The 21,999-nt window shown below is 74.9% G+C and carries 18 protein-coding genes and 1 pseudogene; 7 read left to right on the top strand and 12 right to left on the bottom strand.

Translation table 11 applies throughout. The features are described 5' to 3' along the window. Positions 1–16: 16 nt before the first annotated feature. Both ACFXMG_RS06005 and ACFXMG_RS06000 read right to left on the bottom strand, forming a co-directional pair. Positions 17–1,132, bottom strand: a complete 1,116-nt coding sequence (locus ACFXMG_RS06005) for an ABC transporter substrate-binding protein (protein WP_383818672.1) — start codon at positions 1,130–1,132, stop codon at positions 17–19. A gap of 120 nt (positions 1,133–1,252) precedes the next feature. Then, positions 1,253–1,630, bottom strand: coding sequence for an ArsR/SmtB family transcription factor (locus ACFXMG_RS06000; protein ID WP_383818670.1), 378 nt, complete (start codon positions 1,628–1,630; stop codon positions 1,253–1,255). A gap of 102 nt (positions 1,631–1,732) precedes the next feature. Here ACFXMG_RS06000 and ACFXMG_RS05995 point away from each other — a divergent pair, with 102 nt between their 5' ends. After that, positions 1,733–3,721 carry a heavy metal translocating P-type ATPase gene (locus tag ACFXMG_RS05995; protein ID WP_383818668.1) on the top strand — a complete coding sequence of 663 codons (1,989 nt, stop codon included), beginning with the start codon at positions 1,733–1,735 and terminating at the stop codon, positions 3,719–3,721. 50 nt (positions 3,722–3,771) lie between these two features. Here the strand turns inward: ACFXMG_RS05995 and ACFXMG_RS05990 are convergent, their stop codons facing one another. Next, positions 3,772–4,509 carry a TetR/AcrR family transcriptional regulator gene (locus tag ACFXMG_RS05990; RefSeq protein ID WP_383818666.1) on the bottom strand — a complete coding sequence of 246 codons (738 nt, stop codon included), beginning with the start codon at positions 4,507–4,509 and terminating at the stop codon, positions 3,772–3,774. A gap of 127 nt (positions 4,510–4,636) precedes the next feature. On the opposite strand from ACFXMG_RS05990, the gene ACFXMG_RS05985 reads away from it, so the two are divergent. The 3 genes from ACFXMG_RS05985 to pucL all read left to right on the top strand — a co-directional run bounded on the left by ACFXMG_RS05985 (position 4,637) and on the right by pucL (position 8,235). After that, positions 4,637–5,851 (top strand): saccharopine dehydrogenase family protein, encoded by a 1,215-nt coding sequence (locus tag ACFXMG_RS05985; RefSeq protein WP_383818664.1) that lies wholly within the window; start codon positions 4,637–4,639, stop codon positions 5,849–5,851. A gap of 55 nt (positions 5,852–5,906) precedes the next feature. After that, positions 5,907–7,100, top strand: a complete 1,194-nt coding sequence (locus ACFXMG_RS05980; RefSeq protein ID WP_383818662.1) for a winged helix DNA-binding domain-containing protein — start codon at positions 5,907–5,909, stop codon at positions 7,098–7,100. A 214-nt stretch (positions 7,101–7,314) separates the two neighbouring features. Then, entirely contained in the window at positions 7,315–8,235 is a 921-nt protein-coding gene (gene pucL, locus ACFXMG_RS05975) for a factor-independent urate hydroxylase (RefSeq protein ID WP_383818660.1), read from the top strand. Here pucL and crcB (ACFXMG_RS05970) read toward each other — a convergent pair. Further along, complete coding sequence (gene crcB / locus ACFXMG_RS05970) at positions 8,232–8,579, bottom strand: fluoride efflux transporter CrcB (protein WP_383818658.1); 348 nt, start codon at positions 8,577–8,579, stop codon at positions 8,232–8,234. The two genes, pucL and crcB (ACFXMG_RS05970), sit on opposite strands and share 4 nt — an antisense overlap. Continuing rightward, positions 8,576–8,992 carry a fluoride efflux transporter CrcB gene (crcB, locus tag ACFXMG_RS05965; protein ID WP_383818656.1) on the bottom strand — a complete coding sequence of 139 codons (417 nt, stop codon included), beginning with the start codon at positions 8,990–8,992 and terminating at the stop codon, positions 8,576–8,578. Before crcB (ACFXMG_RS05965) ends, crcB (ACFXMG_RS05970) begins: the two co-directional genes overlap by 4 nt. Before the next feature lie 420 nt (positions 8,993–9,412). On the opposite strand from crcB (ACFXMG_RS05965), the gene ACFXMG_RS05960 reads away from it, so the two are divergent. After that, positions 9,413–10,672, top strand: coding sequence for an IS701 family transposase (locus ACFXMG_RS05960; RefSeq protein ID WP_383818654.1), 1,260 nt, complete (start codon positions 9,413–9,415; stop codon positions 10,670–10,672). A gap of 153 nt (positions 10,673–10,825) precedes the next feature. Here the strand turns inward: ACFXMG_RS05960 and ACFXMG_RS05955 are convergent, their stop codons facing one another. The 5 genes and pseudogenes from ACFXMG_RS05955 to ACFXMG_RS05935 all read right to left on the bottom strand — a co-directional run bounded on the left by ACFXMG_RS05955 (position 10,826) and on the right by ACFXMG_RS05935 (position 16,541). Continuing rightward, positions 10,826–11,170: a helix-turn-helix domain-containing protein gene (locus ACFXMG_RS05955; RefSeq protein ID WP_384900658.1), complete on the bottom strand. Its 345-nt coding sequence runs from the start codon at positions 11,168–11,170 to the stop codon at positions 10,826–10,828. A gap of 157 nt (positions 11,171–11,327) precedes the next feature. After that, positions 11,328–12,503: pseudogene (locus ACFXMG_RS05950) on the bottom strand (GAF domain-containing protein); the annotation flags it as partial. Between the two features lie 496 nt (positions 12,504–12,999). Next, positions 13,000–14,010, bottom strand: coding sequence for a BTAD domain-containing putative transcriptional regulator (locus tag ACFXMG_RS05945; RefSeq protein ID WP_383818650.1), 1,011 nt, complete (start codon positions 14,008–14,010; stop codon positions 13,000–13,002). 337 nt (positions 14,011–14,347) lie between these two features. Beyond that, positions 14,348–14,815, bottom strand: coding sequence for a DUF1772 domain-containing protein (locus ACFXMG_RS05940; protein ID WP_383818648.1), 468 nt, complete (start codon positions 14,813–14,815; stop codon positions 14,348–14,350). A gap of 109 nt (positions 14,816–14,924) precedes the next feature. After that, positions 14,925–16,541, bottom strand: a complete 1,617-nt coding sequence (locus tag ACFXMG_RS05935) for a von Willebrand factor type A domain-containing protein (RefSeq protein ID WP_383818646.1) — start codon at positions 16,539–16,541, stop codon at positions 14,925–14,927. 323 nt (positions 16,542–16,864) lie between these two features. On the opposite strand from ACFXMG_RS05935, the gene ACFXMG_RS05930 reads away from it, so the two are divergent. Next, positions 16,865–17,581: a DNA-binding response regulator gene (locus ACFXMG_RS05930; RefSeq protein ID WP_383818644.1), complete on the top strand. Its 717-nt coding sequence runs from the start codon at positions 16,865–16,867 to the stop codon at positions 17,579–17,581. Between the two features lie 91 nt (positions 17,582–17,672). On the opposite strand, the gene ACFXMG_RS05925 is transcribed toward ACFXMG_RS05930, so the two are convergent. Beyond that, on the bottom strand, positions 17,673–18,548 hold the full coding sequence (locus ACFXMG_RS05925; protein ID WP_383818642.1) for an ABC transporter permease: 876 nt from the start codon (positions 18,546–18,548) through the stop codon (positions 17,673–17,675). Then, entirely contained in the window at positions 18,545–21,235 is a 2,691-nt protein-coding gene (locus tag ACFXMG_RS05920) for an alpha/beta fold hydrolase (RefSeq protein ID WP_383818640.1), read from the bottom strand. The genes ACFXMG_RS05925 and ACFXMG_RS05920 overlap by 4 nt, the downstream gene beginning before the upstream one ends. A 145-nt stretch (positions 21,236–21,380) precedes the next feature. Between ACFXMG_RS05920 and ACFXMG_RS05915 the strand changes: the two genes are divergently transcribed. Then, positions 21,381–21,854, top strand: a complete 474-nt coding sequence (locus ACFXMG_RS05915) for a GNAT family N-acetyltransferase (protein WP_383818638.1) — start codon at positions 21,381–21,383, stop codon at positions 21,852–21,854. Positions 21,855–21,999 lie beyond the last annotated feature (145 nt).

Genomic DNA, 21,999 nt, shown 5'->3' with positions numbered 1-21,999 from the left:
CCGGTGTACGCCCCCGTCAGGCGGTGTGGAGGGTGCGGAGGCGGGTGGGGGCGGCCGGGTCGCGGTCGGTCACCTGGATCGGGGGATGGGCCCACTGCCAGACGGGGGAGCCCGGGGGGCGGGTGAAGCGGATCTTGCCGCGGGTGCCTTCCACGACCACGTGCGGCCAGGACTCGGCGACGGCGTCGCGGTCGGTGCCGTGGGCGCGGAGGGTCTCGGCGAGGACGGTGATCGTGTCGTGCCCCTCGAAGGCCACGAAGGAGGGGGCGGCGGCCAGGCGGTCGCGGAGCGCCGCCTCCACCTGCGCGCCGAGCGCGGTCGGCTGGGCGGGGAGGTAGCGGAGGAAGGGGATCCCGCTGCCCTCGTCGCCCAGGAGGTCCGCCCACGCGCCGAACTCCGGCTGGCCGGCCGGCGCGCCGATCAGCAGTCCCGTGAGGCGGGGATCCCGGCGGACGGCCCTGACGAGCGCGACCGCCGGATCCGGGAAGCCGGTCAGCAGGAGGAGCGCCGTCGCGTCCCCGGCGGCGAGAGCGTCGCGGATCGCCTCGGGGGACAGGGCGCGCGCGTCGAGTTCCGTGACGGTGCCGCCCCGGGGGGCCAGGTGCTCGCGGAGGATGCCGGTGCCCGCCGCCCAGTAGGCGCTCGGTTCGGTGGCGACCGCGACGCGCGTGTGACCGGCGGCGAGCAGGAAGTCCGCGTAGACGCGCCAGCCCTGGGACTGCGCCGGCGCCAGGCGCGCGACCCGGTCCGTCGGGTGCTCGGCGAGCGCGTCGATGACCGCCGAGGAGCAGAGGAACGGCAGCCCGAGGGCGTCGGCCCTGGCGGCCGCCGCGCGGGCGGCCACGCTGTGGTACTCCCCCACCAGCGCGACGACGCCGAGTCGGTCCAGCTCGTCCACGGCCGCCTCGGCCCGGCGCGGGTCGCCCGCCGTGTCCCTGACCAGGAGTTCGAGCGGCCTTCCGCCGATCCCTCCGGTGGAGTCGACCTCCTCGGCGGCCAGTTCGAGCCCGGCGAGCAGGTGCCGGCCCGCCTCCGTCCAGCCGGGACGCGTCAGCGGGGCGAGGGCGCCGATCCGGACGGGGGGTGGGGAGGACGGCAAGGACGGCAAGGACGGCGAGGTCGGCGTGCTCAAGGGTGGCTCCCGTGGGGCGATTCGTACGGTTCCACCCTCATTGTTCGTATGCCCCCGATCGCGCGGCCCCGCGACGCGCCGCCCCACCCCGCACGCCCCGGACAGAAGGCGGGCGGCGGCCTAGACCCCTGTAACGGGCTCCGCGGCCGCGTCACGGACGCCCAGCCGGAGGTGCTCCACGTGGTACAGGGCCTGGTCGAGGAGTTCGGCGACGTGGTTGTCGTAGAGGGCGTAGACGATCGAGCGGCCGTGGCGCTCGCCGGTGACCAGGCCGAGGTTGCGCAGCAGGCGCAACTGGTGGGAGCAGGCGGAGGGTTCCATGCCGACCGCCTCCGCGAGGTCGCCGACCGCGCAGGGGCCCTCCTGGAGCCTGGCGAGGATGTACAGGCGGGAGGGGGTGGCGAGGGCCTGGAGGGTGGCGGCGACGTCGGCGGTGCCGACGGCGTCGAGTCGCTCGCGCGGGGTGGCGCCGGTGGCGGCGTCGGTTCCGTGGCCCATGGGGCCATCATACGGATGACACTTGAATAAACGTTCAGGTGTTCATGTATTCCGGTATGGTGAGGAGTCCGATGCCCCCTGCCCGCGAAGGGTCGCCCCGTCATGCCTTCTTCCCTGGACCAGCGCGAGCGGAGCGACCAGCCGGACGAGGCCGCGACCGCCCTCACGCCCCCACCCCCGTCCGCCCTCCGCACGCGCACACGCGCGCTCGCGTTGGCGGAGGTCCGATGGGCGCTGGCGTCGCTCGTTCTGTTCCTGCTCGCCCTCCTCCCGTACCTCCTCGGCGGCCCCGCCTGGCTGTGGGGGACGCTCTTCGCCGCCGCCTACGCCACCGGCGGGTGGGAGCCGGGCTGGGAGGGGCTGAAGGCGCTGCGCGAGCGGACGCTCGACGTGGACCTGCTGATGGTCGTCGCCGCGCTCGGCGCCGCAGCAATCGGGCAGGTCCTGGACGGCGCGCTGCTCATCGTCATCTTCGCGACCTCCGGCGCCCTGGAGGCCGTCGCGACCGCGCGGACGGCCGACTCGGTGCGCGGGCTGCTCGACCTGGCACCCGCCACCGCGACCCGGCTGCTCGCCGACGGCTCGGAGGAGACCGTCGACGCGGGGCGGCTCGTGGTCGGGGACACCGTCCTGGTGCGGCCCGGGGAGCGGATCGGCGCGGACGGGCGGGTCACCGGCGGGGCGAGCGAGGTCGACCAGGCGACGATCACGGGCGAGCCGCTGCCGGTGGTCAAGGAGACGGGCGACGAGGTGTTCGCCGGGACCGTCAACGGCACCGGCGCCCTGCGCGTACGGGTCGGGCGCGACCCGTCGGACTCGGTGATCGCCCGGATCGTGCGGATGGTCGAGGAGGCGTCACGGACGAAGGCGCCCACGCAGCTCTTCATCGAGAAGGTGGAGCAGCGGTACTCGGTCTCCATGGTCCTCGCGACCCTCGCCGTCTTCGGCGTGCCGCTCGCCTTCGGCGACGACCTGACGTCCGCGCTGCTGCGGGCGATGACCTTCATGATCGTCGCCTCGCCGTGCGCGGTGGTCCTCTCCACGATGCCGCCGCTGCTGTCCGCGATCGCCAACGCCGGACGGCACGGCGTCCTCGCCAAGTCCGCCGTCGTCATGGAGCGCCTCGGGCAGGTCGACGCCGTCGCCCTCGACAAGACCGGCACCCTCACCGAGGGCACCCCGCGCCTCACCGGTGTCCGTCCGCTGCCCGGCAGCGGTCTGGACGCCGACGCCCTGCTCCGCCTCGCCGCCTCGGCCGAGCACCCCAGCGAGCACCCGCTGGCCCGCGCGGTCGTCGCCGCCGCCCGCGAGCGCGGCCTCGCCCTGGCCCCCGCCGGCGACTTCACCGCCACCCCCGGCCGGGGCGTCGCCGCCACCGTCGAAGGCCGGCGGATCGAGATCGGGTCCCCCGCGCGCGTACTGCCCGCGAGCGAGCAGGACGACCACCACCTCGCCCTGGTCCGGGAGTTCGAGGAGTCCGGAAGCACCGCGGTGGCGGTGGTGCGCGACGGGAGGCCGGTGGGCGTCCTCGGCGTCGCCGACCGGCTGCGCCCTGACGCCGCCGCGACCGTCGCCGCGCTCACCCGCCTCACCGGCCGTACCCCGACCCTCCTGACCGGCGACAACGAACGCGCCGCGCGGCACGTGGCCGAGCGGGTCGGCATCACCGACGTACGCGCCGGGCTTCTGCCCGAGGAGAAGGTGGCCGCCGTACGGGCCTGGGAGGCGGAGGGGCGCCGGGTGCTGGTCGTCGGCGACGGTGTCAACGACGCGCCGGCGCTGGCCGCCGCCCACTGCGGGATCGCGATGGGCCGGGCCGGTTCGGACCTCGCCCTGGAGACCGCCGACGCCGTCGTCGTACGCGACGAACTGGCCGCCGTCCCCGCGGTCGTCGCCCTCTCGCGCGCCGCGCACCGGCTGGTCGTCCAGAACCTGGTGATCGCGGGCGCGTTCATCACCGTCCTCGTCGCCTGGGACCTGCTCGGCACCCTGCCGCTGCCGCTGGGCGTCGCGGGCCACGAGGGCTCCACGGTCCTCGTCGGCCTCAACGGCCTCCGCCTCCTGCGTACGACCGCCTGGCCCCGCCCCTAGAGAGCGCCACTCTCCAAACCGGACAGGAAGCCCCACTCCCCCTCACCCGTTCAGACAGCGCCACTATCCATCCCGCCACCCGGCCCCCTCCGCCCCAGCGCCGCCCCCGCGCTCTCCAGCAGCATCTCCAGGGCCGCCGGATAAGCGCTGGTGTTCATGCGGGCGACGAGGCGGGGGGCGGTGGCGGCGATGTGGGGGTGGGTGGCGGCGGGGAGGCGGGCGTACGTGGCCTGCCAGACGGCCTCGTCCGCCGCGCGGGCGGTGTGCGGGAGGGCGAGGGCCGCCGCGTCGAGCGCGGCGAAGGCGAGGGCCTGGTCGATGAAGGCGTGGTAGACGCGGACCGCCTCGGCGTCGGGGAGTCCCGCGGTGCGCAGCACGCCGAGGATCGCCTCGTCGGCGGCGATCTCGTGGGACCGGCCGCTGACCCGGCTGGCGGTGAGGATCGCCGCCTGCGGGTGGGCGAGATAGGCGGAGTGGACGCGCAGACCGAGCTCGCGCAGGTCGGCCCGCCAGTCGCCGGTGGGCGCCCAGCCGCGCAGGGCGCGGCCCGCGAGTTCGTCGCCGACGGCGAGGAGGAGGTCGTCGGTGCTCCGGAAGTAGCGGTAGAGGCTGCTGGGGTCGGCGCCGAGGGCCGCGCCGAGCCGGCGCACCGTGAGACCGTCCCTGCCGTGCTCCTGGAGCATGCGCAGGGCGGTCTCGATGTAGAGCCGTTCCGAGAGGACGACGCTCCCGCCCTTGACGGGCTTCCTACGGCGCCGCTCCCCTTCCGGTACCACTTTCTTAGCCATGGGCACCCCTTTCCCTCTCCTTCCCAGGTTATGCCAACGCCGTTGACCGCTGTCCCGGTGGACGGCTTTCATGGGCGCATTCCCGGGACCTGTCTTGTTTCATGACGATGAGAGGTGGTTTGTCGATATGCGCGTCCTGCTCGTCGGTGCCGGTGGTGTGGGGACGGCCGTCACCCGGATCGCCGCCCGCCGCTCCTTCCTCGGCCACATGGTGGTGGCCGACTACGACCTGTCCCGCGCCGAGGCGGCCGTCGCCGCGCTCGGCGAGCCGGCCGGCGGCCGGTTCAGCGCCGCCCGGATCGACGCCTCCGACCAGGCGGCGGTGGCCGCCCTCCTGGAGCGCGAGCGCTGCGACGTCCTGCTGAACGCGACCGATCCGCGGTTCGTGATGCCGCTGTTCGAGGCGGCGCTGGCCGCCGGGGCGCACTACCTGGACATGGCGATGTCGCTGTCCCGGCCGCACCCGGAGCGTCCGCACGAGGAGTGCGGGGTGAAGCTGGGCGACGCCCAGTTCGAGCGGGCGGCGGAGTGGGAGAAGGCGGGGCGGCTCGCGCTCGTCGGCATCGGCGTGGAGCCGGGCCTGTCGGACGTCTTCGCCCGGTACGCCGCCGAGGAGCTCTTCGACACGATCGAGGAGATCGGCGTCCGCGACGGCGCGAACCTCACCGTGGACGGCTACGACTTCGCGCCCTCGTTCTCCATCTGGACGACCATCGAGGAGTGCCTGAACCCGCCGGTGGTGTGGGAGGCGGACCGCGGCTGGTTCACCACGCCGCCGTTCAGCGAGCCGGAGGTCTTCGACTTCCCCGAGGGCATCGGGCCGGTGGAGTGCGTGAACGTGGAGCACGAGGAGGTGCTGCTGATCCCCCGCTGGGTGGACGCCCGCCGGGTCACGTTCAAGTACGGCCTCGGCGAGGAGTTCATCCGGACGCTGAAGGAGCTGCACCGGGTGGGGCTCGACCGTACGGAGCCGGTGACGCTCCCGGACGGGACGCGGGTCTCGCCGCGGGACGTGGTCGCGGCCTGTCTGCCCGACCCGGCCGGGCTCGGCGACCGGATGCGCGGCAAGACCTGTGCGGGCACCTGGGTGAAGGGCGTGAAGGACGGGGCGCCGCGCGAGGTGTACCTGTACCACGTGGTCGACAACGAGTGGTCGATGCGCGAGTACGGCTCGCAGGCCGTCGTCTGGCAGACCGCCGTCAACCCGGTCGTCGCGCTCGAACTGCTCGCCACCGGCGCCTGGACCGGCTCGGGCGTCCTCGGCGCCGAGGCCCTCGACCCGCGCCCCTTCCTGGACCTCCTCACCGAGTACGGGTCCCCCTGGGGGCTGCGCGAGCAGTAGCCGCCGCGGGTGGCGCGGGGGCCGGCTGTCAGTCCCCCGCGCCACAATCGGAGCCATGACCGCGACCGCTCCGCCCCAGCCCGTCCCGCCGCAGCCCGCCCTCACCGCCCGTGCGCTCAACCGGGCCACGCTCGCCCGCCAGTTGCTGCTCGCGCGGGAGCCGGTCGGCGTCGAGGAGGCGGTGCGGCGGGTGGTGGCGCTCCAGGCGCAGCAGCCGGGCTCGCCGTACGTGGCGCTGTGGAACAGGGTGGCGGGCTTTGATCCGGCCGGGCTGGACGCGGCGATCGAGGGCTTCCGGCTGGTCCGTTCGACGCTGATGCGGATCACCCTGCACCTCGTGCACGCCGACGACTACCGCCCCTTCCGGGAGGCGGTGGAGCCGACGCTGCGCGGAGGCCGGCTGCGCGACCGGAGGTTCACGGACACCGGGATCACGCGGGACGCCGCCGACGCGCTGCTGCCGGAGCTCCTCGCGTACGCGGACCGCTCCCGCACCGGGGAGGAACTGCGCGCGCGGGCCGAGGAGTTGTGGGGCGGGGGCGGGCTCACCCCGGCGGCGGGGCGGATGCTGCGCCAGTACGCGCCGCTGTGGCACGTGCCGAGCGGCCCGCCGTGGCAGTACGGCACCTCCCCCGGTTTCGTCGCCGCCGGCCCCGAGCCGGTGCCGACCGGCCCGGAGGCGGCGGCCGAGGGCCTGAAGACGCTGGCCCGCCGTTATCTCGCGGGCTTCGGCCCGGCGTCGGCGGCGGACCTGGGCCAGTTCGGCCTGGTGCAGCGCGGCCGGGCCCGCGCGGCGCTCGACGCGCTGGCCGCGGAGGGCGCGGCGGAGGTCCTGGCCGGTCCGGACGGGGCGGTGCTGTACGACCTGCCGGGCGCGGTCCGCCCGGACGGGGACGCGCCCGCCCCGCCGCGCCTGATGGCGATGTGGGACAGCACCCTGCTCGCGTACGCCGACCGGAGCCGGATCGTCCCGGCGGCGTACCGCAAGCACGTCATAAGGATCAACGGCGACGTGCTGCCGACGCTGCTGGTCGACGGGTACGTGGCGGGGGCCTGGCGGCCGGTCGAGGGCGGTATCGAGGCCGCCGCCTTCCACCCGCTGACGGAGGCCGAGTGGGACGGGCTCGCGGCCGAGGCGGCGTCGCTCGGGGCGCTGCTCGCCGACCGCGACCCGAGGGTCTACGGGCGGTACGACCACTGGTGGGCGAAGGGCCTCCCGGCGGCCGAGACCCGGCTCCTGCCCCACTGACCCGGGCCGAAGCCCCTCCGTCCCCCATTGCCAGTCGCCTGGAAGGCATTTATCTTCGAGCCACACACCTACGGACCGGGATGCTCGTCAGTCCCGGGGCGGTCCGCCGTTCACGGGCCGGACGGCGGGGGGCGCACGACCGCGGGACGCGGGGCGCGCCGGACGCCGGGCGTACGGGATATCCGTATCCGCGTACCCGCAGGAGCTGAACAGCATGAGCAAGCACGTTCTGGCCCAGAACCAGTACGGCAAGGCCGAGAACCGCATCGTCAGGATCTCCCGCAAGGGCGGCGAGGACGGCGCCTGGCACGAGATCCGCGACCTGAACGTGTCGGTGGCGCTGCGCGGCGAGTACCGCGACGTCCACCTCACCGGTGACAACGGCAACTGCCTCCCCACCGACACCACGAAGAACACGGTCTACGCCTTCGCCAAGGAGCACGGCGTCACCTCCCCCGAGGCGTTCGCGATCCACCTCGCCAAGCACTTCGTGACCTCCCAGGACGTGATCCGCGAGGCCCAGATCCGGGTCGAGGAGTACGCCTGGGAGCGGATCCCCGTCCCGACCCGCAAGGAGCAGCACTCCTTCGTCCGCCAGGGCCAGGAAGTACGGACCGCGCAGGTCACGTACAGCGAGACCACCGGCCTCCAGGTGCTGTCCGGTCTCAAGGACCTGACGGTGATGAACTCGACCAACTCCGAGTTCCACGGCTACATCAAGGACCAGTACACGACGCTCCAGGAGGCGTACGACCGGATCCTGGCCACCAAGGTCACCGCCCGCTGGGCCAACTCGGCCACCGCGGCGGCCGACCCGGAGCACGACTGGGACCGCTCGTACCAGAAGGCCCGCCGCCACATGCTGGAGGCGTTCGCGGAGACGTACAGCTACTCGCTCCAGCAGACCCTGCACGCGATGGCCTGCCGGGTCCTCGACCACGTGCCGACGGTCAACGAGGTCCGGCTCAACCTGCCGAACAAGCACCACTTCCTGGTGGACCTGGAGCCCTTCGGCCTGAAGAACGACAACGAGGTGTACTTCGCGGCCGACCGCATGTACGGCCTCATCGAGGGCACCGTCCACCGCGACGGCGTCCAGCCGGTGATCGCCACCTCGGACTGGATCACCGCCTAGCCGCCCGCCGCCACGCCGAGCCACACGGCTCCGAGCCCGGCGGCCAGGCTGAGCAGCACATAGAGGACGGCGCGGGCCTTCGCGCCGTCCTCGTACAGCTTCAGCGTCTCGTACGAGAACGTCGAGTACGTGGTGAGGGCGCCGCACAGCCCTGTGCCGAGGAGCAGGTGCGCCTGCGCCGAGGCCAGGCCCGCCACCAGGCCGAGGACGAAGGAGCCGGCGACGTTCGCGGCGAGGGTGCCCCAGGGGAAGCCCGGCCCGAAGCGGGCCCTCGCGACGAGGTCCGCGTACCAGCGGAGGGGGGCGCCGACGGCCGCCCCGGCGACGACGAGCAGCCAGTTCACGCGCCCTCCGCCCGCTCGCGTACGAGGCTCCGCGCGGCGGCGGTCCCGGCCACGACGGCGGCCAGGGCGGTGACGAGCGTGCCGCCGAAGTACAGCAGTGCGCGCGCGGTGTGACCGGTGGCCAGCAGCCGCTGGGTGTCGAGCGCGTACGTGGAGAAGGTGGTGAACCCGCCGCAGAACCCGGTGCCGAGGAAGGGCCGCAGGAGCGGTTTCGGAGCCGTACGGGGCTCGGTGAGCACCACCATGAGGACGCCGAGCAGGGCGCAGCCCGCCGCGTTCACGAGGAAGACCGTCCAGGGGAACGCGCCCTGAGGGGTGGGCCACAGGAGCGCGGCGCCATAGCGCGCGGCAGCGCCGGCCGCGCCGCCGGCGGAGACCGCCAGGGCGACCGGCAGCCGACCGCGCGCGTTCACGGCCCCAGGGTACGGGGAGGCCGTCGGAGCGAGGCGCACGGACGGGGTCCCGGCCTGGGGCATTAACCGGGCGTCCGTGTCGCCTCGCTCTGCGATGGTCCGGCGACGGAGCGCGACGGGTCAAAGTCCGTCCGGTGAGTCTGTCAGCTCCCTCGGAGGGGGGTGGCCGGACCACCACCCCGGGTCCCGGAGGGTGGTCCGGGGCCACTCCCGGGCCTGTTCGGGGGGTGTTCGGGGGGTGTTCGCCACCCGGCCGAGCGGGGTCGCGGCGCAGGTCAGGGGCGGGACGGTGGTCCGGCCACCATCCGGGGGCCGATTCGGGTGCCGGGTCCACCTCGTCGGGGCGGGGGTGGAGGGGCGACGGTGGAGGGGCAGCGGGAGGCAGCTGCGCATCCTTCGGGCAGGACGGGCAGGAGTGTCGTGAGTACATCCGTCGCAATCAAGCGCGGGGCGGCCGTCGTGGCCGTCCCGACCACCGTGCCGCGGCCCCGGGTCCGCGCCGTGCCCCGGGCCGCCGCGCCGCGTCCCGGCGAGGACGTCTACACCGAGCTGACCTCCGCGCTCTTCTCCGGCTTCGCCCGCCGCGACCAGCGTCTGAAGGCCGAGCAGTACCTGCACGGGCTGCTGACCGCGCAGGGCCGCAAGTCGATCCGGAACATCGCCGCGCAGATCGGCGGCCCGGCGGCCGAGCAGAGCCTGCACCACTTCATCTCCAGCTCCACCTGGGACTGGCAGCCGATGCGCGCCTCGCTCGGGCGGTTCCTGGAGCGCGGCGGGCACCCGCAGGCGTGGGTGGTGCGGCCGATGCCGATCCCGAAGGCCGGCGAGCACTCGGTGGGCGTGGACCGGCGCTTCGACCCGGAGCGCGGGCAGGTCTTCCAGGGCCAGCAGGCGTTCGGCGTGTGGTTCGCCGGCGAGGAGCTGAGCGCGCCGGTCAACTGGCGCCTGTTCCTGCCGGACCCGTGGGTGAAGGACCGCACGCGGCGCGACCGTGCGGAGGTCCCCGACGAGGCCGGCGAGGAGACGCTGGAGGAGTGCGCGGTCGCCGCCGCCCTCGACACCGCCCGCTGGACCGACATCACCCGCAAGCCGGTGCTCCTCGACATCCGGGGCGGCGCGGGCCGGGCGGCGCTGACCCGGCTCGCCGCGGCCGGGGTGCCGGTGGTGGCGCGGATCGGGGCCGGTTCGCGGCTGGCGATCGCGGACCGCTCGCTGCCCGGTTTCGGCGCGGGCCCGCTGCCCGCGGCGCAGATCCTGGAGTCCCTCAAGGGGCTGCGCCGGCCGGTGAGCTGGGTGGACACGGTCGGCGGCGCGCGGACCTCGCGGACCTCGCTGGCCACCGCCGTCCGGGTGGCACTGCCCTCCCCCGGCGGGGAGCGGATGCGGCCGCTGATGCTGCTCGGCGAGTGGGACGACCCGCGCCGGGGCCCGGCCCGGGTGTGGATCAGCGACCTGACGCAGGCGACGGTCGGTTCGCTGCTGCGGCTGACGAAGCTGGCGCAGCGGGTGGACCGGGACTTCGCCGCGATCGGCGAGGAGGCGGGCCTGCGGGACTTCGTGGGCCGCTCGTACAAGGGCTGGCACCGGCACATCACGCTGGCCTCGGCCGCCCACACGGCGACGGTGCTCGGCTCGGCGTGGGAGACCGCGGGCTACGGCACGCGCCGCGCGGCCGGCTGACGCCGCTTCAAGGCTTCCCTCCCGCCCGAGCCCGCCCCAACGGGCCACCGGGGCGGGGTGCCCGTCCGCCCGGAGCGGACGGGCACTCACGCGCGCGGGGGCGGATCCTCGCGTACGCGCGCGTGGTGGGGGTCGTACGCACCGGGCCGGGGCTCAGTCGGCGGGGCCCGCCGGGGGGCGGGCCGGAGCGGTGGCGGCGCGGCGGCGGGTCAGCACCTCGCGGGTGCGCTGGAGCCGCAGGGCGAGCTGGACCTCCAGGACCTGGCCGGGCTTCTGCCAGGCGGGGCCGAGGAGTTCGCCGATGCGCTCCAGGCGGCGGGAGACCGTGTTGGGGTGGACGTGCAGGGCCTCGGCCGCGTTGGTGGGGCTGGAGCCGGAGGCGAAGTACGCCTCCAGGGTGCGGGTCAGGTCGGTGAGCCGCTCGGCGTCGTAGTCGAGGACGGGCCCGATCGCGTTCTCCACGAAGCCGTCCACGTCGTGGTCGTCGGAGAGCAGCATGCCGAGGAAGCCGAGGTCGGCGACGGCGGCGGCGGAGCCCGTACCGCCGAGGGCGCTCATCGCGTCCAGGCAGCGCAGCGCCTCCGCGTACAGCGGCGGCGACGGAGACGGGGTGGCCGAGGAGCGGGGTGAGCTCCTCGGAGACCGCGGAGGCGGCGGCGGAGGCGTCCACTCCGGGGAGCAGCAGCACGACGCAGCCGCCCTGCACGGTCTTGAGGCCGGAGAGCCGGTACGCGTACGAGGACGCCCAGACCACCGCCCGGCCCTGCTCGCCGCCCTCAGGGCGGGCGACCACGAGGACGTGCGGCTTGCGCAGGTCCACGCCGAGGCGCCGGGCGCGCCGGGCACTCTGCTGCGGGGCGTGCGGCGGGTCGGCGATGAGGTCGTCGAGGAGTTCGTCGCGGACGGGTCCCTCGGCGACGGCGGTGGAGCGCTGCATGAGGAGGAGCAGGGCGACGGACTGGGCGACGAGTTCGAGGAGCCGTTCGTCCTCGTCGGTGAGGCCGCCCTCGGCGTGGACGACGAGGCCGCCGAGGTCCTCGGAGCCGGCGATGACGGGGGCGACCCAGACGGAGTCGGCGGCGAGGACGGGCCGGCGCAGCGCGTGGGCGTCGAGGGACGCCTTGGCGACGGCGTCCTCGTCGAGTCCGGGGAAGTCGCCGCCGGCGGCGAGGCGGCGGCCGCCGGGGTCGCGGACCATGACGGTGGCGTCGAGGGCGTCGCCCGCGGCCATGGTGACGTGCGGGAGGTCGCCGCCGGCGAGGACCAGGTTCATGATCCGGCCGTGGGCCTCGCTGACGTGCCGCATCCGGGTGAGGCTGGTGCGCACGCGCGCGCTGTCCCGCTCCAGTTCGAGGAGTTCGGCGCGGGTGCGGTCGAGGAGTCCGGCCTTCTCGACGGCGAGGGCGGCCAGGTCGGCGAGGGCGCCGAGCAGGGCGATCTCCTGGGGGGTGTGCTCGCGGACCCGGCGGTCGGCGCCGAAGAGGGCGCCGATGACGGAGTCGCCGCTGCGCAGCGGCACGGCGACGATGGCGCGGAGTCCCTCGGCGCGGACGGCCTCGTCGCCGGGGTCGATCACCTCCGCGTCGTCGAGGGCGGCGGCCGGGTCGGGGGCCTCGCCGCTGGTGAACCGCTCGTCGGCGGGGTAGTCGGGGGTCCAGATGGGTTCGCCGGTGCGCTGGACGATGCCGCCGAGGCAGTTGCCGCTGCCGATCCGCAGGCCGACGCTGAGTCCGGGGCCGGCGGTGATGCCGGTGTCGCCGCCGGTGCGGGAGCCCTCGGTGACGCGGATGTAGCAGGCGCCCTGGGGGCCGCGGAGGGTCACGTACGCCATGTCGAGGCCGAGGAGGCGGCGGGCGCGGCGGGTGACGATCCGGAGCAGGCCGTCCAGGTCGTAGCTGAGCGTCAGGTCGCGGGCGGTGTCGGTGAGGACGGCGAGGGAGGCGCCGCTGCGGGCGGCCCGGGTCCGGTCGGCGGCGCGCTCGTCGTGGAGGGAGCGGGCGAGGGCGACGGCCCGCTCCAGCCGTCCGAGTCCGGCCTCGTCGAGTCCGGCGAGGCGGGCCTCGTCGAGGAGGGTCTCGAACTGGCCGGGCAGGCCGTGTCCGGCGAGCAGTTCCAGGACGGCGAGCAGCGCGTCGGCGCCCGCGCCTCCGTCCGCGCCGTGCGTGTCCATGGCCCCCACCCCCGTAGTCGAGCTTAAATCGGGCACCTCGGAGGAAACCCGTCCTCCCGGCCGAAACTAATTCTGCCTCGGGAGCGGGTCAACGGTGACGTGAGGCACTTCATTCCCCGCGGTCCGCCATCCCCCCGAAGGCGGAACCGGCGAGGTGTCAGACGGCCACGGCCACGCCCGCCGTGACGGTGTCGGCGACGCGGCCGGGCTGCGGCTGGGCGGGGACGCGCGGCAGGGCGGGCCCGTACCAGCTGACGTCGGGCGCCCCGCCGGTGACGGGGTGACCGGTTCCGAACCCGGAGGCGTATCCGAAGACGCCGTCTCCGGAGGTGGCGGGGAGGGGGGCGCGGCCGCCGCTTCCGGCCGCCACGCGCGTGTGGCGGACGGCGAGGACGGAGTGCTGGAGACGCCGGAGGCGGGCGGAGGGCTCCATGCCGGTCTCCCGGTGGAGCGTCACGCGCAGCCGCTCGTAGACGGCGAGGGCCTCCTCGTGGCGGCCGCAGCGGAGCAGGGCGACCATGAGGTGGGCCTGGAGCGGTTCGTTGGTGGCGTAGCGGGCGGCGAGTCCGGGCAGTTCGGAGAGGATCTCCTCGTGCCGGCCGAGGCCGAGCTGGGCCTCCACCCACTGGTCGAGGACGCTGAGGCGGGCGGTCTCCAGGCGCTCGATCTCGCGGCGGAGGCAGGGGCCCGCGGCCACGCCCGCGTAGGGCTCGCCGCGCCAGAGGGCGAGGGCCTCGCCGAGCCGCAGCGAGGCGCGGACCAGGTCTCCGGCGTCCATGGCGCGGTAGCCGGCGCCGGCCGCGCGCTCGAACTGCCCGATGTCGTGGACGCCGACGCCGGTGTCGAGGCGGTAGCCGCCGGGGAGCGAGACGAGGACCGCGTCGGCGGTGCGCGGCTCGGTCCAGCCGCCCGCGCCGCCGTCGTCCCCCGAGTCGTGCAGGGCGCGGGCGATGAGCGCGCGCAGCTCGGCTATGTGGGTGGCGAGTTCGGTCCGGGCGCCGCGCGGCGCGCCGGACGGCCACAGCTCCTCGGTGAGGACGGTGACGGGGACGACCTGGCCCGCGAAGGCGGTGAGCAGGGCGAGCACCTGGCGTGGCGCGGCCGCGGTCGGCGTGATCGATACCCCGCCCTCACGGACCGACAGTCCCCCCAGGATGTGGACGTCCACTATGCCCCCTCGGTGTCTGCGCACGCGGATCCTCGGGTTGATTAAAAAAAGACCCCCCCGGTCATGTCAATAAGAAACCGGAAGGTATGAAATCAGGGTCCCTGAAATCGGGGTGATCCACCCCCTTTGAGGGGATATAAAGACGTTAAATTTTCGCCAAGGGCTGGAAACCGCTCCGCGCCAGCGACAGGTTTCGGACTCAGTAGTTTGGTTTTGAAGGGTCCCTATGGATGCGGGAAGGGTGATCTTCGACGAGATCACGCCATCCGGGAGCACAAGCCGACCCGGCGGTCTGTTTCACCGCCGGGTCGGAGGGGTCGGAGGGTGGGATTCCGGGTCAGCCGACGGCCGCGGCCGTGAGCAGGCCGAACGCGACGACGATCAGGGCCGTACGGACCCGGTGGTAACCGTTCCAGCGCGCCTCGAAGGCCGCGCGGGTCTCGGCCGGATCCTCGTCCGGGCCCTCGGCGGCGGCCAGCGCCGTGTTGAGCGGGACGTTCCCGACCACGGTGACCAGGTGGTTCAGGACCGCGCAGACGAAACCGGCGAGGACCAGCCAGCGCTGCGCGTCGGTCCGGCCGTCCACCGGCACCAGATAGGCGGCGAGCGGGAGGACGGCGGCGCCGGCGAAGACGGTCAGGAAGACCGCCCTGGGCACCGCCTCGTTCACCCGGCGCATCGCGGTGACGAACGCGGCGTCCGTGAGGCGGCCCAGGGCGGGCATGATCCCGGTGAGGAAGATGAGGAGGAAACCGGCGTAGAGGCCGGTGCTTCCGACGGCGAGGGCGAGCAGCAGGGAGGCCATGGGGTCATGATGCCGCTCCCGAGGCGGAGCCGCCCGTTCCCCTCCGAAGCCCCTTCCACGCGCGCGTGGAAGGGGCGAACGACTCAGGCGTACGGCTCAGGCGAACGACTCAGGCGTACGGATCGGAGGAGCGGAACTCGCCCTCCTGGGCAGGCCGTTCACCGAGCAGCCGGTCCGCCTGCCGCACCGCCTCGGCCAGCTCCCCGACCACCGCCGAGCCGGACCGCCCCCGGATGCCGTCGGCGTACGAGGCCAGCTCGCCGAGGCGCGGCGCCCCCGGCAGCGCCCCGCCGCGCAGCGCCTCCGCGAAGTAGGCGGAGACCGCGGAGAGTTGCAGACTGTCGTGGCCGGACTCCCAGAGCCCGGCGTGCAGCGCCCCGGACGTGACCTCGCCCGAACGCTCCTGCGGGGAGCGGGAGTCGGGGTCGAGCCAGCGGACGGTGGCGGTGGCGATCCGGCCGCTCGCGCCGGGCCGGGTCTTCACCACGTACAGGGCGGTCACCGTGTGGCCCGCGCCGACCTCGCCGCCGTCGACCCGGTCGTCGCGGAAGCCCTCGTCGGCGACCTCGCGGTTCTCGTAACCGATCAGCCGGAACCGCTCCACGGTCTCCCGGTCGAAGGCGACCTGCGCCTTGGCGTCCCGGGCGCGCAGCTCGACCTGGGCGGGCAACTGGTCGACGAAGACCTTGCGGGCCTGCTCCCGGGTGGAGACGTACGTGGTCTGGCCGTCGCCCTCGTCGGCGAGCCGCTCCATCAGCTCGTCGCCGTACTCGCTGCCGACGCCCACCCCGAAGAGGGTGATGCCGTGCTCCCTGCGCTGCGCGTCGATGGTGCCGAGAAGGGCCTCGGCCGTCGTCCCGCCGGCGTTGGCGAGGGCGTCGGAGAGGAGTACGACCCGGTTGGTGGCGCCCTCGCGGCGCCCCTCGGCGGCCACGTCGTAGCCGGCGCGCAGTCCGGCCTCCAGGTTGGTGGAGGAGCGGACGGCGAGCGCGTCGACGGCCTCGCGGACCCGGTGGCGGGCCTCGCCGAGCCGGGTCATCGGCAGCAGGGTCTCGGCCTCGTCGCTGAAGGCGACCAGGGCGACCGAGTCGTCGTCGCGGAGCTGGTCGGCGGCGAGCCGCAGCGCGTGCTGGGCGAGGTCGAGGCGGCCGGGCTCGCCCATCGAGCCGGAGACGTCGACGACGAAGGTGAGGGCTGCGGGCGGGCGTTCGCCCGCGCGGTCGGCGCCCCGGGCGGCGAGGCCGACCCGGACGAGGGACCAGCCCTCGGCGCCGGTGCGGGCGCCGTCGACGGTGACGCTGAAGCCGTCGTCGGCCGGGCGCGGATAGTCGGGGCGGAAGCTGTTGACGAACTCCTCCGGCCGCACGGTGGCGGGGTCCGGCAGCCGGCCCTCGGCGAGCGTGCGGCGCGCGTAGCCGTACGAGGCGGTGTCGACGTCGAGGGCGAAGGTGGAGAGGTAGTCGGGGGCGCGGCTCGGGGCCCGCAGCTCGCCCTCGGACCCGGGCGCGGGCCCGTCCGCGGCCCGTCCGTCGGCCTGTCCGTCGGCCGGGGCGGGGGCCGGTGTGGGGGCCGGTGCGGCGGTGCGGCCGCCGTCGGGGACGCGGGGCGCGGCCTCCTGACGGTCGCTCGCCGACTCCCGCCCCTCGCCGCCGCCGCAGCCCCCGAGGAGGAGCCCGGCGGCGAGGACCCCGGCGAGGACGGCACTGCTTCGGTGAGCACGCTTCATGGACAACTCCCCGTTTCTGTAAGGCGCTTGTTCCAGGAGCGGGCCACCGCCGGGTGCGGCGGGGGCCGCGCCCGGCTCCTGCGACTGTGACGAACGGGAGGCGCGCGCGGACCCCGCGAAGGAGTTGCGGATGGATCTCGATGTGGCAACGGGAGGCGGGACCGGGGCCCAACCGGGGCCCGAACGGGGCCGGAGCGGGACCGAAACGGGGCCGAAACGGGGGTCGATGGCATGGAGACGCCACGTTTGTCCACAGGGGTTGTCACCGTGCGCAGTCACATGAGTACATGGAGTGGACATCGATCGGGCGGGGGTGGTCAGCGGTGGCAGAGAGCGCGGGCTCCGTGATGCTCGCCCGGTCGGCGATGAACCGGGCCGCTACCGAGGGACAGCGGCCGGCGGGGCGCCCGGTCCGGGGAGCGCGGCGCATCAGCGCGGCGCTCGCCGGGCTGGCCGCCTCGACCCGGCACGAGCTGCTGACCTTCGACGACCCGGTGGCCTCGGCGGACCGCGCGATCCCCGAGCCGTTCCTGGAGCTGGCGGGAGCGTGCATGCGCGCGGCGGCGGAGCGGGCCGGGGAGGTGCGGCGGATCGTTCCCCGGCACGCGCTGCCCCGGCTGGAGGGCGGACCGCGGATACCCGGGCGGGCGCGGTTCGCCGACGCGATCCCGTTCAAGCTGATCGTGGTGGACCGGACGGTGGCGGCGGTCCCGCTCGATCTGGAGCTGTTGTACAACGGGCTGCTGCTGATCAGGGACCCGGTGGTGGTGCAGGCGCTGGTGCGGGCCCATCACGCCTGCTGGACGACGGCGGAGGAGCTGGTCCGCCTCCCGCCGCCACGGGCTCCGGGCGGGCCGCCGGAGCTACTGCGGCCGGTCCTGGAGGCGCTGCTGTCGGGGCTGACGGACGAGGCGGCCGCGGCCCGGCTCGGCATGTCGGCGCGGACGTACAGCCGGCGGGTGGGCGAGCTGCTCGCGGCGCTGGGGACGACGAGCCGCTTCCGCGCGGGCGCGGAAGCGGCTCGGAGGGGGTGGTTGTGAGACCGCGTGACGCGGAGCCTCAGGGTCTCTGAGGCGCAGATTCTCAGAGGCTCAGAGGCTCAGAGGCTCAGAGGCTCAGAGGCTCAGAGGCTCAGGACACGATGTCCTTGCGGGCGAAGCCTCGGAAGGCGAGGGCGAAGAGGACCAGGGCGTAGGTGACGGAGATCGCCGCACCCTGGGCCATGCCGCCCCATTCCAGCCGGGGCTGGAGCGCGTCGATCCAGGCGAACTGCCAGTGCGCGGGCAGGAAGTCGCGCCAGTCGCCGAGCGCCGTGACCGCGTCCAGGACGTTGCCGACGATGGTCAGGCCGACGGCTCCGCCGACCGCGCCGAGCGGGGCGTCGGTGCGGGTGGAGAGCCAGAAGGCGAGCCCCGCGGTGACCAGTTGGGAGACGAGGACGAAGGCGGTGGCGATGAGCAGCCGCAGGACGGACTCCCCCGCCGGCAGCGAGCCGCCGGTGGGGAGCTGGAGCGGGCCCCAGCCGTAGGCGACCGTGCCGGCGGCGAGGGCGAGGAGCGGGAGGAGGAAGATCGCGGCGGCGCTGTAGCCGAGCGCGACCGCCAGCTTGGCGGCGAGCAGCCGGGCCCGTGGCACGGGCGCGGCGAGCAGGTAGCGGAGCGAGGACCAGCCGGCCTCGGAGGCGACGGTGTCGCCGCAGAAGAGCGCCACGGGGATGACGAGGAGGAAACCGGCCGAGACGAAGAGGCAGGTCGCGGCGAAGTTGGCGCCCGAGGCGGTCGCCGTGTCCATCAGGGTGATCCGGCCGCCGCGCTCGTCGGCCTCGGGGCCGCCGATGGCGAAGGCGATGATCAGGACGAAGGGCAGGGCGGCGATCACCCCGGCCATCACCAGGGTGCGGCGGCGCTTCCACTGGCGCAGGGCCTCGACGCGCAGCGGCAGGGTGCGCCCGGGGCGGTAGCCGGGGGCGAGGGCCTCGGGGCGGGGGCCGGGGGCCGTCGCGGTCATGCGGATCCTCCGATCAGGGTCAGGAAGGCGTCCTCCAGGCGTCGGTGCGGGCCGACCCCGGTCAGCGGGACGTCCAGGCGGACGAGTTCGCCGATCAGGGCGGTCGCGTCGGCGCCGGTGACAGCGCCGGTGCCGGTGCCGGAGGCTTCGGGGGTGTCGAGGCGGACCAGGAGGCCGTCCTCGGCGCGGACCGCGGAGCCGACGCCGGGCAGTGCGGCGACCTTCTCGACGAGCACGTCGGGGACGGGCGCGCCGAGGGTGACGAGCAGGGTGTCGCCCGCGCCGGTGATCTCGCCGACCGGACCTGCCTGGACGAGCTGTCCGCGGTCCATGACGACGAGGTGGGTGCAGGACTGCTCGACCTCCGCGAGGAGGTGGCTGGAGACGATGACGGTGCGGCCGCCCGCGGCGTACCGGATCATCACCTCCCGCATCTCGCGGATCTGCGGCGGGTCGAGGCCGTTGGTGGGTTCGTCGAGGATGAGGAGGTCGGGCAGGCCGAGCATGGCCTGGGCGATGGCGAGGCGCTGCCGCATGCCCTGCGAGTAGGTGCGGACGGCCCGTTCGAGGGCGCCGCCCAGGTTGGCGATGCGGAGGGCCTCGTCGAGGTGGGAGTCCTCGGCGGGGCGGCCGGTGGCCTTCCAGTACAGCTCCAGGTTCTCCCGGCCGGTGAGGTGCGGCAGGAAACCGGCGCCCTCCACGAAGGAGCCGACCCGGGAGAGGACGGGCGCGCCGGGGCGGATGGCCCGGCCGAAGACGCGGATCTCGCCCTCGTCGGGGGTGATGAGGCCCATCAGCATGCGCAGGGTGGTGGTCTTCCCGGCCCCGTTGGGGCCGAGGAGGCCGAGGACCTGGCCCTGTTCGACGCGGAAGGAGAGGTCGCGGACGGAGTACCGCTCGCCGCCCTTGTACTTCTTCGACAGGCCGGTGATCTGGAGGGGTACGGAGGCGAGCGCGGGGTCCGGCGGCGGGGTGGCCGTGCGGCGGCGCGCGGTCAGCAGGAGGGCCGCGGCGGCGGCGAGGCCGATCAGCGGCAGGCCCCAGACCCACCAGGGCAGGCCGGCGGCCTGGGTGGTCACGGCGGGCGCGGTCGGCACGGTCAGCGGGCCCTCGACGGCGACGGTGTAGCCGGCCGGGGTGACCGGGGAGGCGTAGCCGAGGTCGGTGGCCGAGAGGACGAGCCGGAGCCGGTGCCCGGACTCCACCTCGTGGTCGATCGCGGGCAGGGTGAGGGTGACCGAGCGGCCCTTTCCGGCGTCCTCGACGCGGATCGGGGTGACGAGCTGGGAGGGCAGCACCTGCTGGCGCCCGTCCGGCCCGACGTCGTACACCTTCGCGAAGAGGACGGCGGAGCCGTCGGGGGCGGTGGAGGTGACCTTGACGCGGACGGTCGGGGTGCCGGTGACGCGGAGCGGCTCGGCCTGCGTGGCGGCGTCGAAGCGGACGTGCTGGCCGGGGAAGTCGAGAGCGAGGCCGACGCCGAGGGAGGAGGAGAGTCCGCTGAGTCCGCCGCCGAGGCCGGGGACGGCGGAGACGGCGGGCGGGGCGGCGCCCGCCGGGTTGGTGAAGCGCTGCGGAGGCCCGGCGAGGGCAAGTTCGCGGGTGTCCGCGCGCAGGCCCGGGTAGCGGTCGGCGGTGGCGGCGCGCAGGGTGGCGCGGCCGTCGGTGGAGTCGACGCCGCCGGTGCGGCTGACCCGGAAGGCGGGGCCGGTGTCGGCGGAGGCGTCCTTCTTCAGCCAGCGGTCGAACCAGGCGCCGACCCGGTCCTCTACCCGCCCGGTCTCCTGGTCGCCGCCGTCGTGTCCGCCGGCCGCCCAGTCGACGGCGACGGGGGCGCCGTTGGCGGTGAGGGCGCGGGCCATGGCGTCGGACTGGTCGAGGGTGAAGAGCGAGTCGGTCTGGCCCTGCACGATGAGGGTCGGCACCTTGATGCGGTCGCCGACGGCGGAGGGGCTGCGGGCCTCCAGGAGGGCGCGGGCGGCGGCGTCGGGCCGGCCGGAGACGGCGACGCGCTCCTTGAGGGCACAGACCTCGGGGGCGAAGCGTCCGCACGCGTCACCCTGGGCGTCGCCGCGGGCGTCGGTGCCCATGGAGAAGAGGATGCCGGCCCACAGCTTCTTGTAGACGCCCTGGGGGAAGAGGGCATCGGCGAGGTTCCAGTAGGTGATCTGCGGGGCGATGGCGTCGACGCGCGGGTCGTGGCCCGCGGCGAGCAGGGAGATCGCGCCTCCGTAGGAGGCGCCGGTGACGCCCACGCGCGGGTCGCCGGCCTTGTCGAGCAGGACCTCGGGGCGGGCGGCGAGCCAGTCGACGAGCGCCCGGACGTCCTTGACCTCGTGGTCGGGGTCGTTGAGGCCGATCTTCCCGCCGGAGGCGCCGAAGCCGCGGGCGGACCAGGTCAGGACCGCGTAGCCGTCGCGGGCGAGCCGTTCGGCCTGCGGGCGGACGTCGTCCTTGGAGCCGCCGAAGCCGTGCGCGAGCAGGACGGCGGGGCGGCGGTCGCCGGAATCGGAGGTGTCGGCGGTGAAGTACGAGGTGTCGATCCGCACCCCGTCGAGGTCGAGGGCCCGGTCCTCGCGCTGGACGGGCGGCGGTTCGTCCAGGGCGGCGGCGGTCCAGGTGCCGGCGCCCGCGAGGACGGCGAGCACGGCGGTGACCGCGGCCCACCGGGGAAGTCGGAGTCGCATGGACCCGAGCCTAGGCGGGCCGTCTGTGTGCGGGCGGCGCCCCGGGGGCGGAAATCGGCGGCCTCCTGGAGTCGTACGCAGTACGGTCCGCGTACAGCGGTCGCGGTACGCCCGCGGCCGGGCGGCTCCCTGGAAGGCGGCGTGGATGGCGGACGGGTTCGAGATCCGGCGGGCCGGGACGGTGGCCGAACTGCTCGCGGCGGAGCATCTGTACGACGGGCCGGCGCGGGCGGAGTGGGCGGAGCGTTTCCTCGCCTCCCCCGGTCATCTGATGCTGATCGGGTACGCGGAGGACGGCTTCCCCGCCGGGTTCGTGACGGGGATCGAGATGATCCACCCGGACAAGGGCGTCGAGCTGTGCCTGTACGAGCTGGGCGTCGACGAGGCGTACCGGCGGCGGGGACTGGGCCGGACGCTGACGGAGGCGCTCGTGGCGGCGGCCCGGGAGCGGGGCTGCGCGGGCGCGTGGGTGCCGGTGGACACCGACAACGAGCCTGCGCTCGCCACGTACCGCTCGGCGGGAGCGGTGGACGAGGGCATGTGCACGATCCGCGCCTGGCCCTTCGAGGCCCCGGAGGGCGGCGAGGACGGCGAAGGCGACGAGGCTCGCGGGGACTGACACCGGCAGGACGCCCTGCCGGCCCGCAACCGCGGTCTCGGCCGCCGGCAGCGGCCGTGGCCGTGGCCGTGGCCGTGGCCGTGGCCGTGGCCGTGGCCGTGGCCGTGGCCGTGGCCGTGGCCGTGGCCGGGTCAGCGGCCGAGGC

The sequence above is a fragment of the Streptomyces sp. NPDC059201 genome, assembly GCF_042754585.1.
Taxonomy (GTDB): Bacteria; Actinomycetota; Actinomycetes; order Streptomycetales; family Streptomycetaceae; genus Streptomyces.
This window is presented reverse-complemented; position numbering and strand designations above follow the sequence as displayed.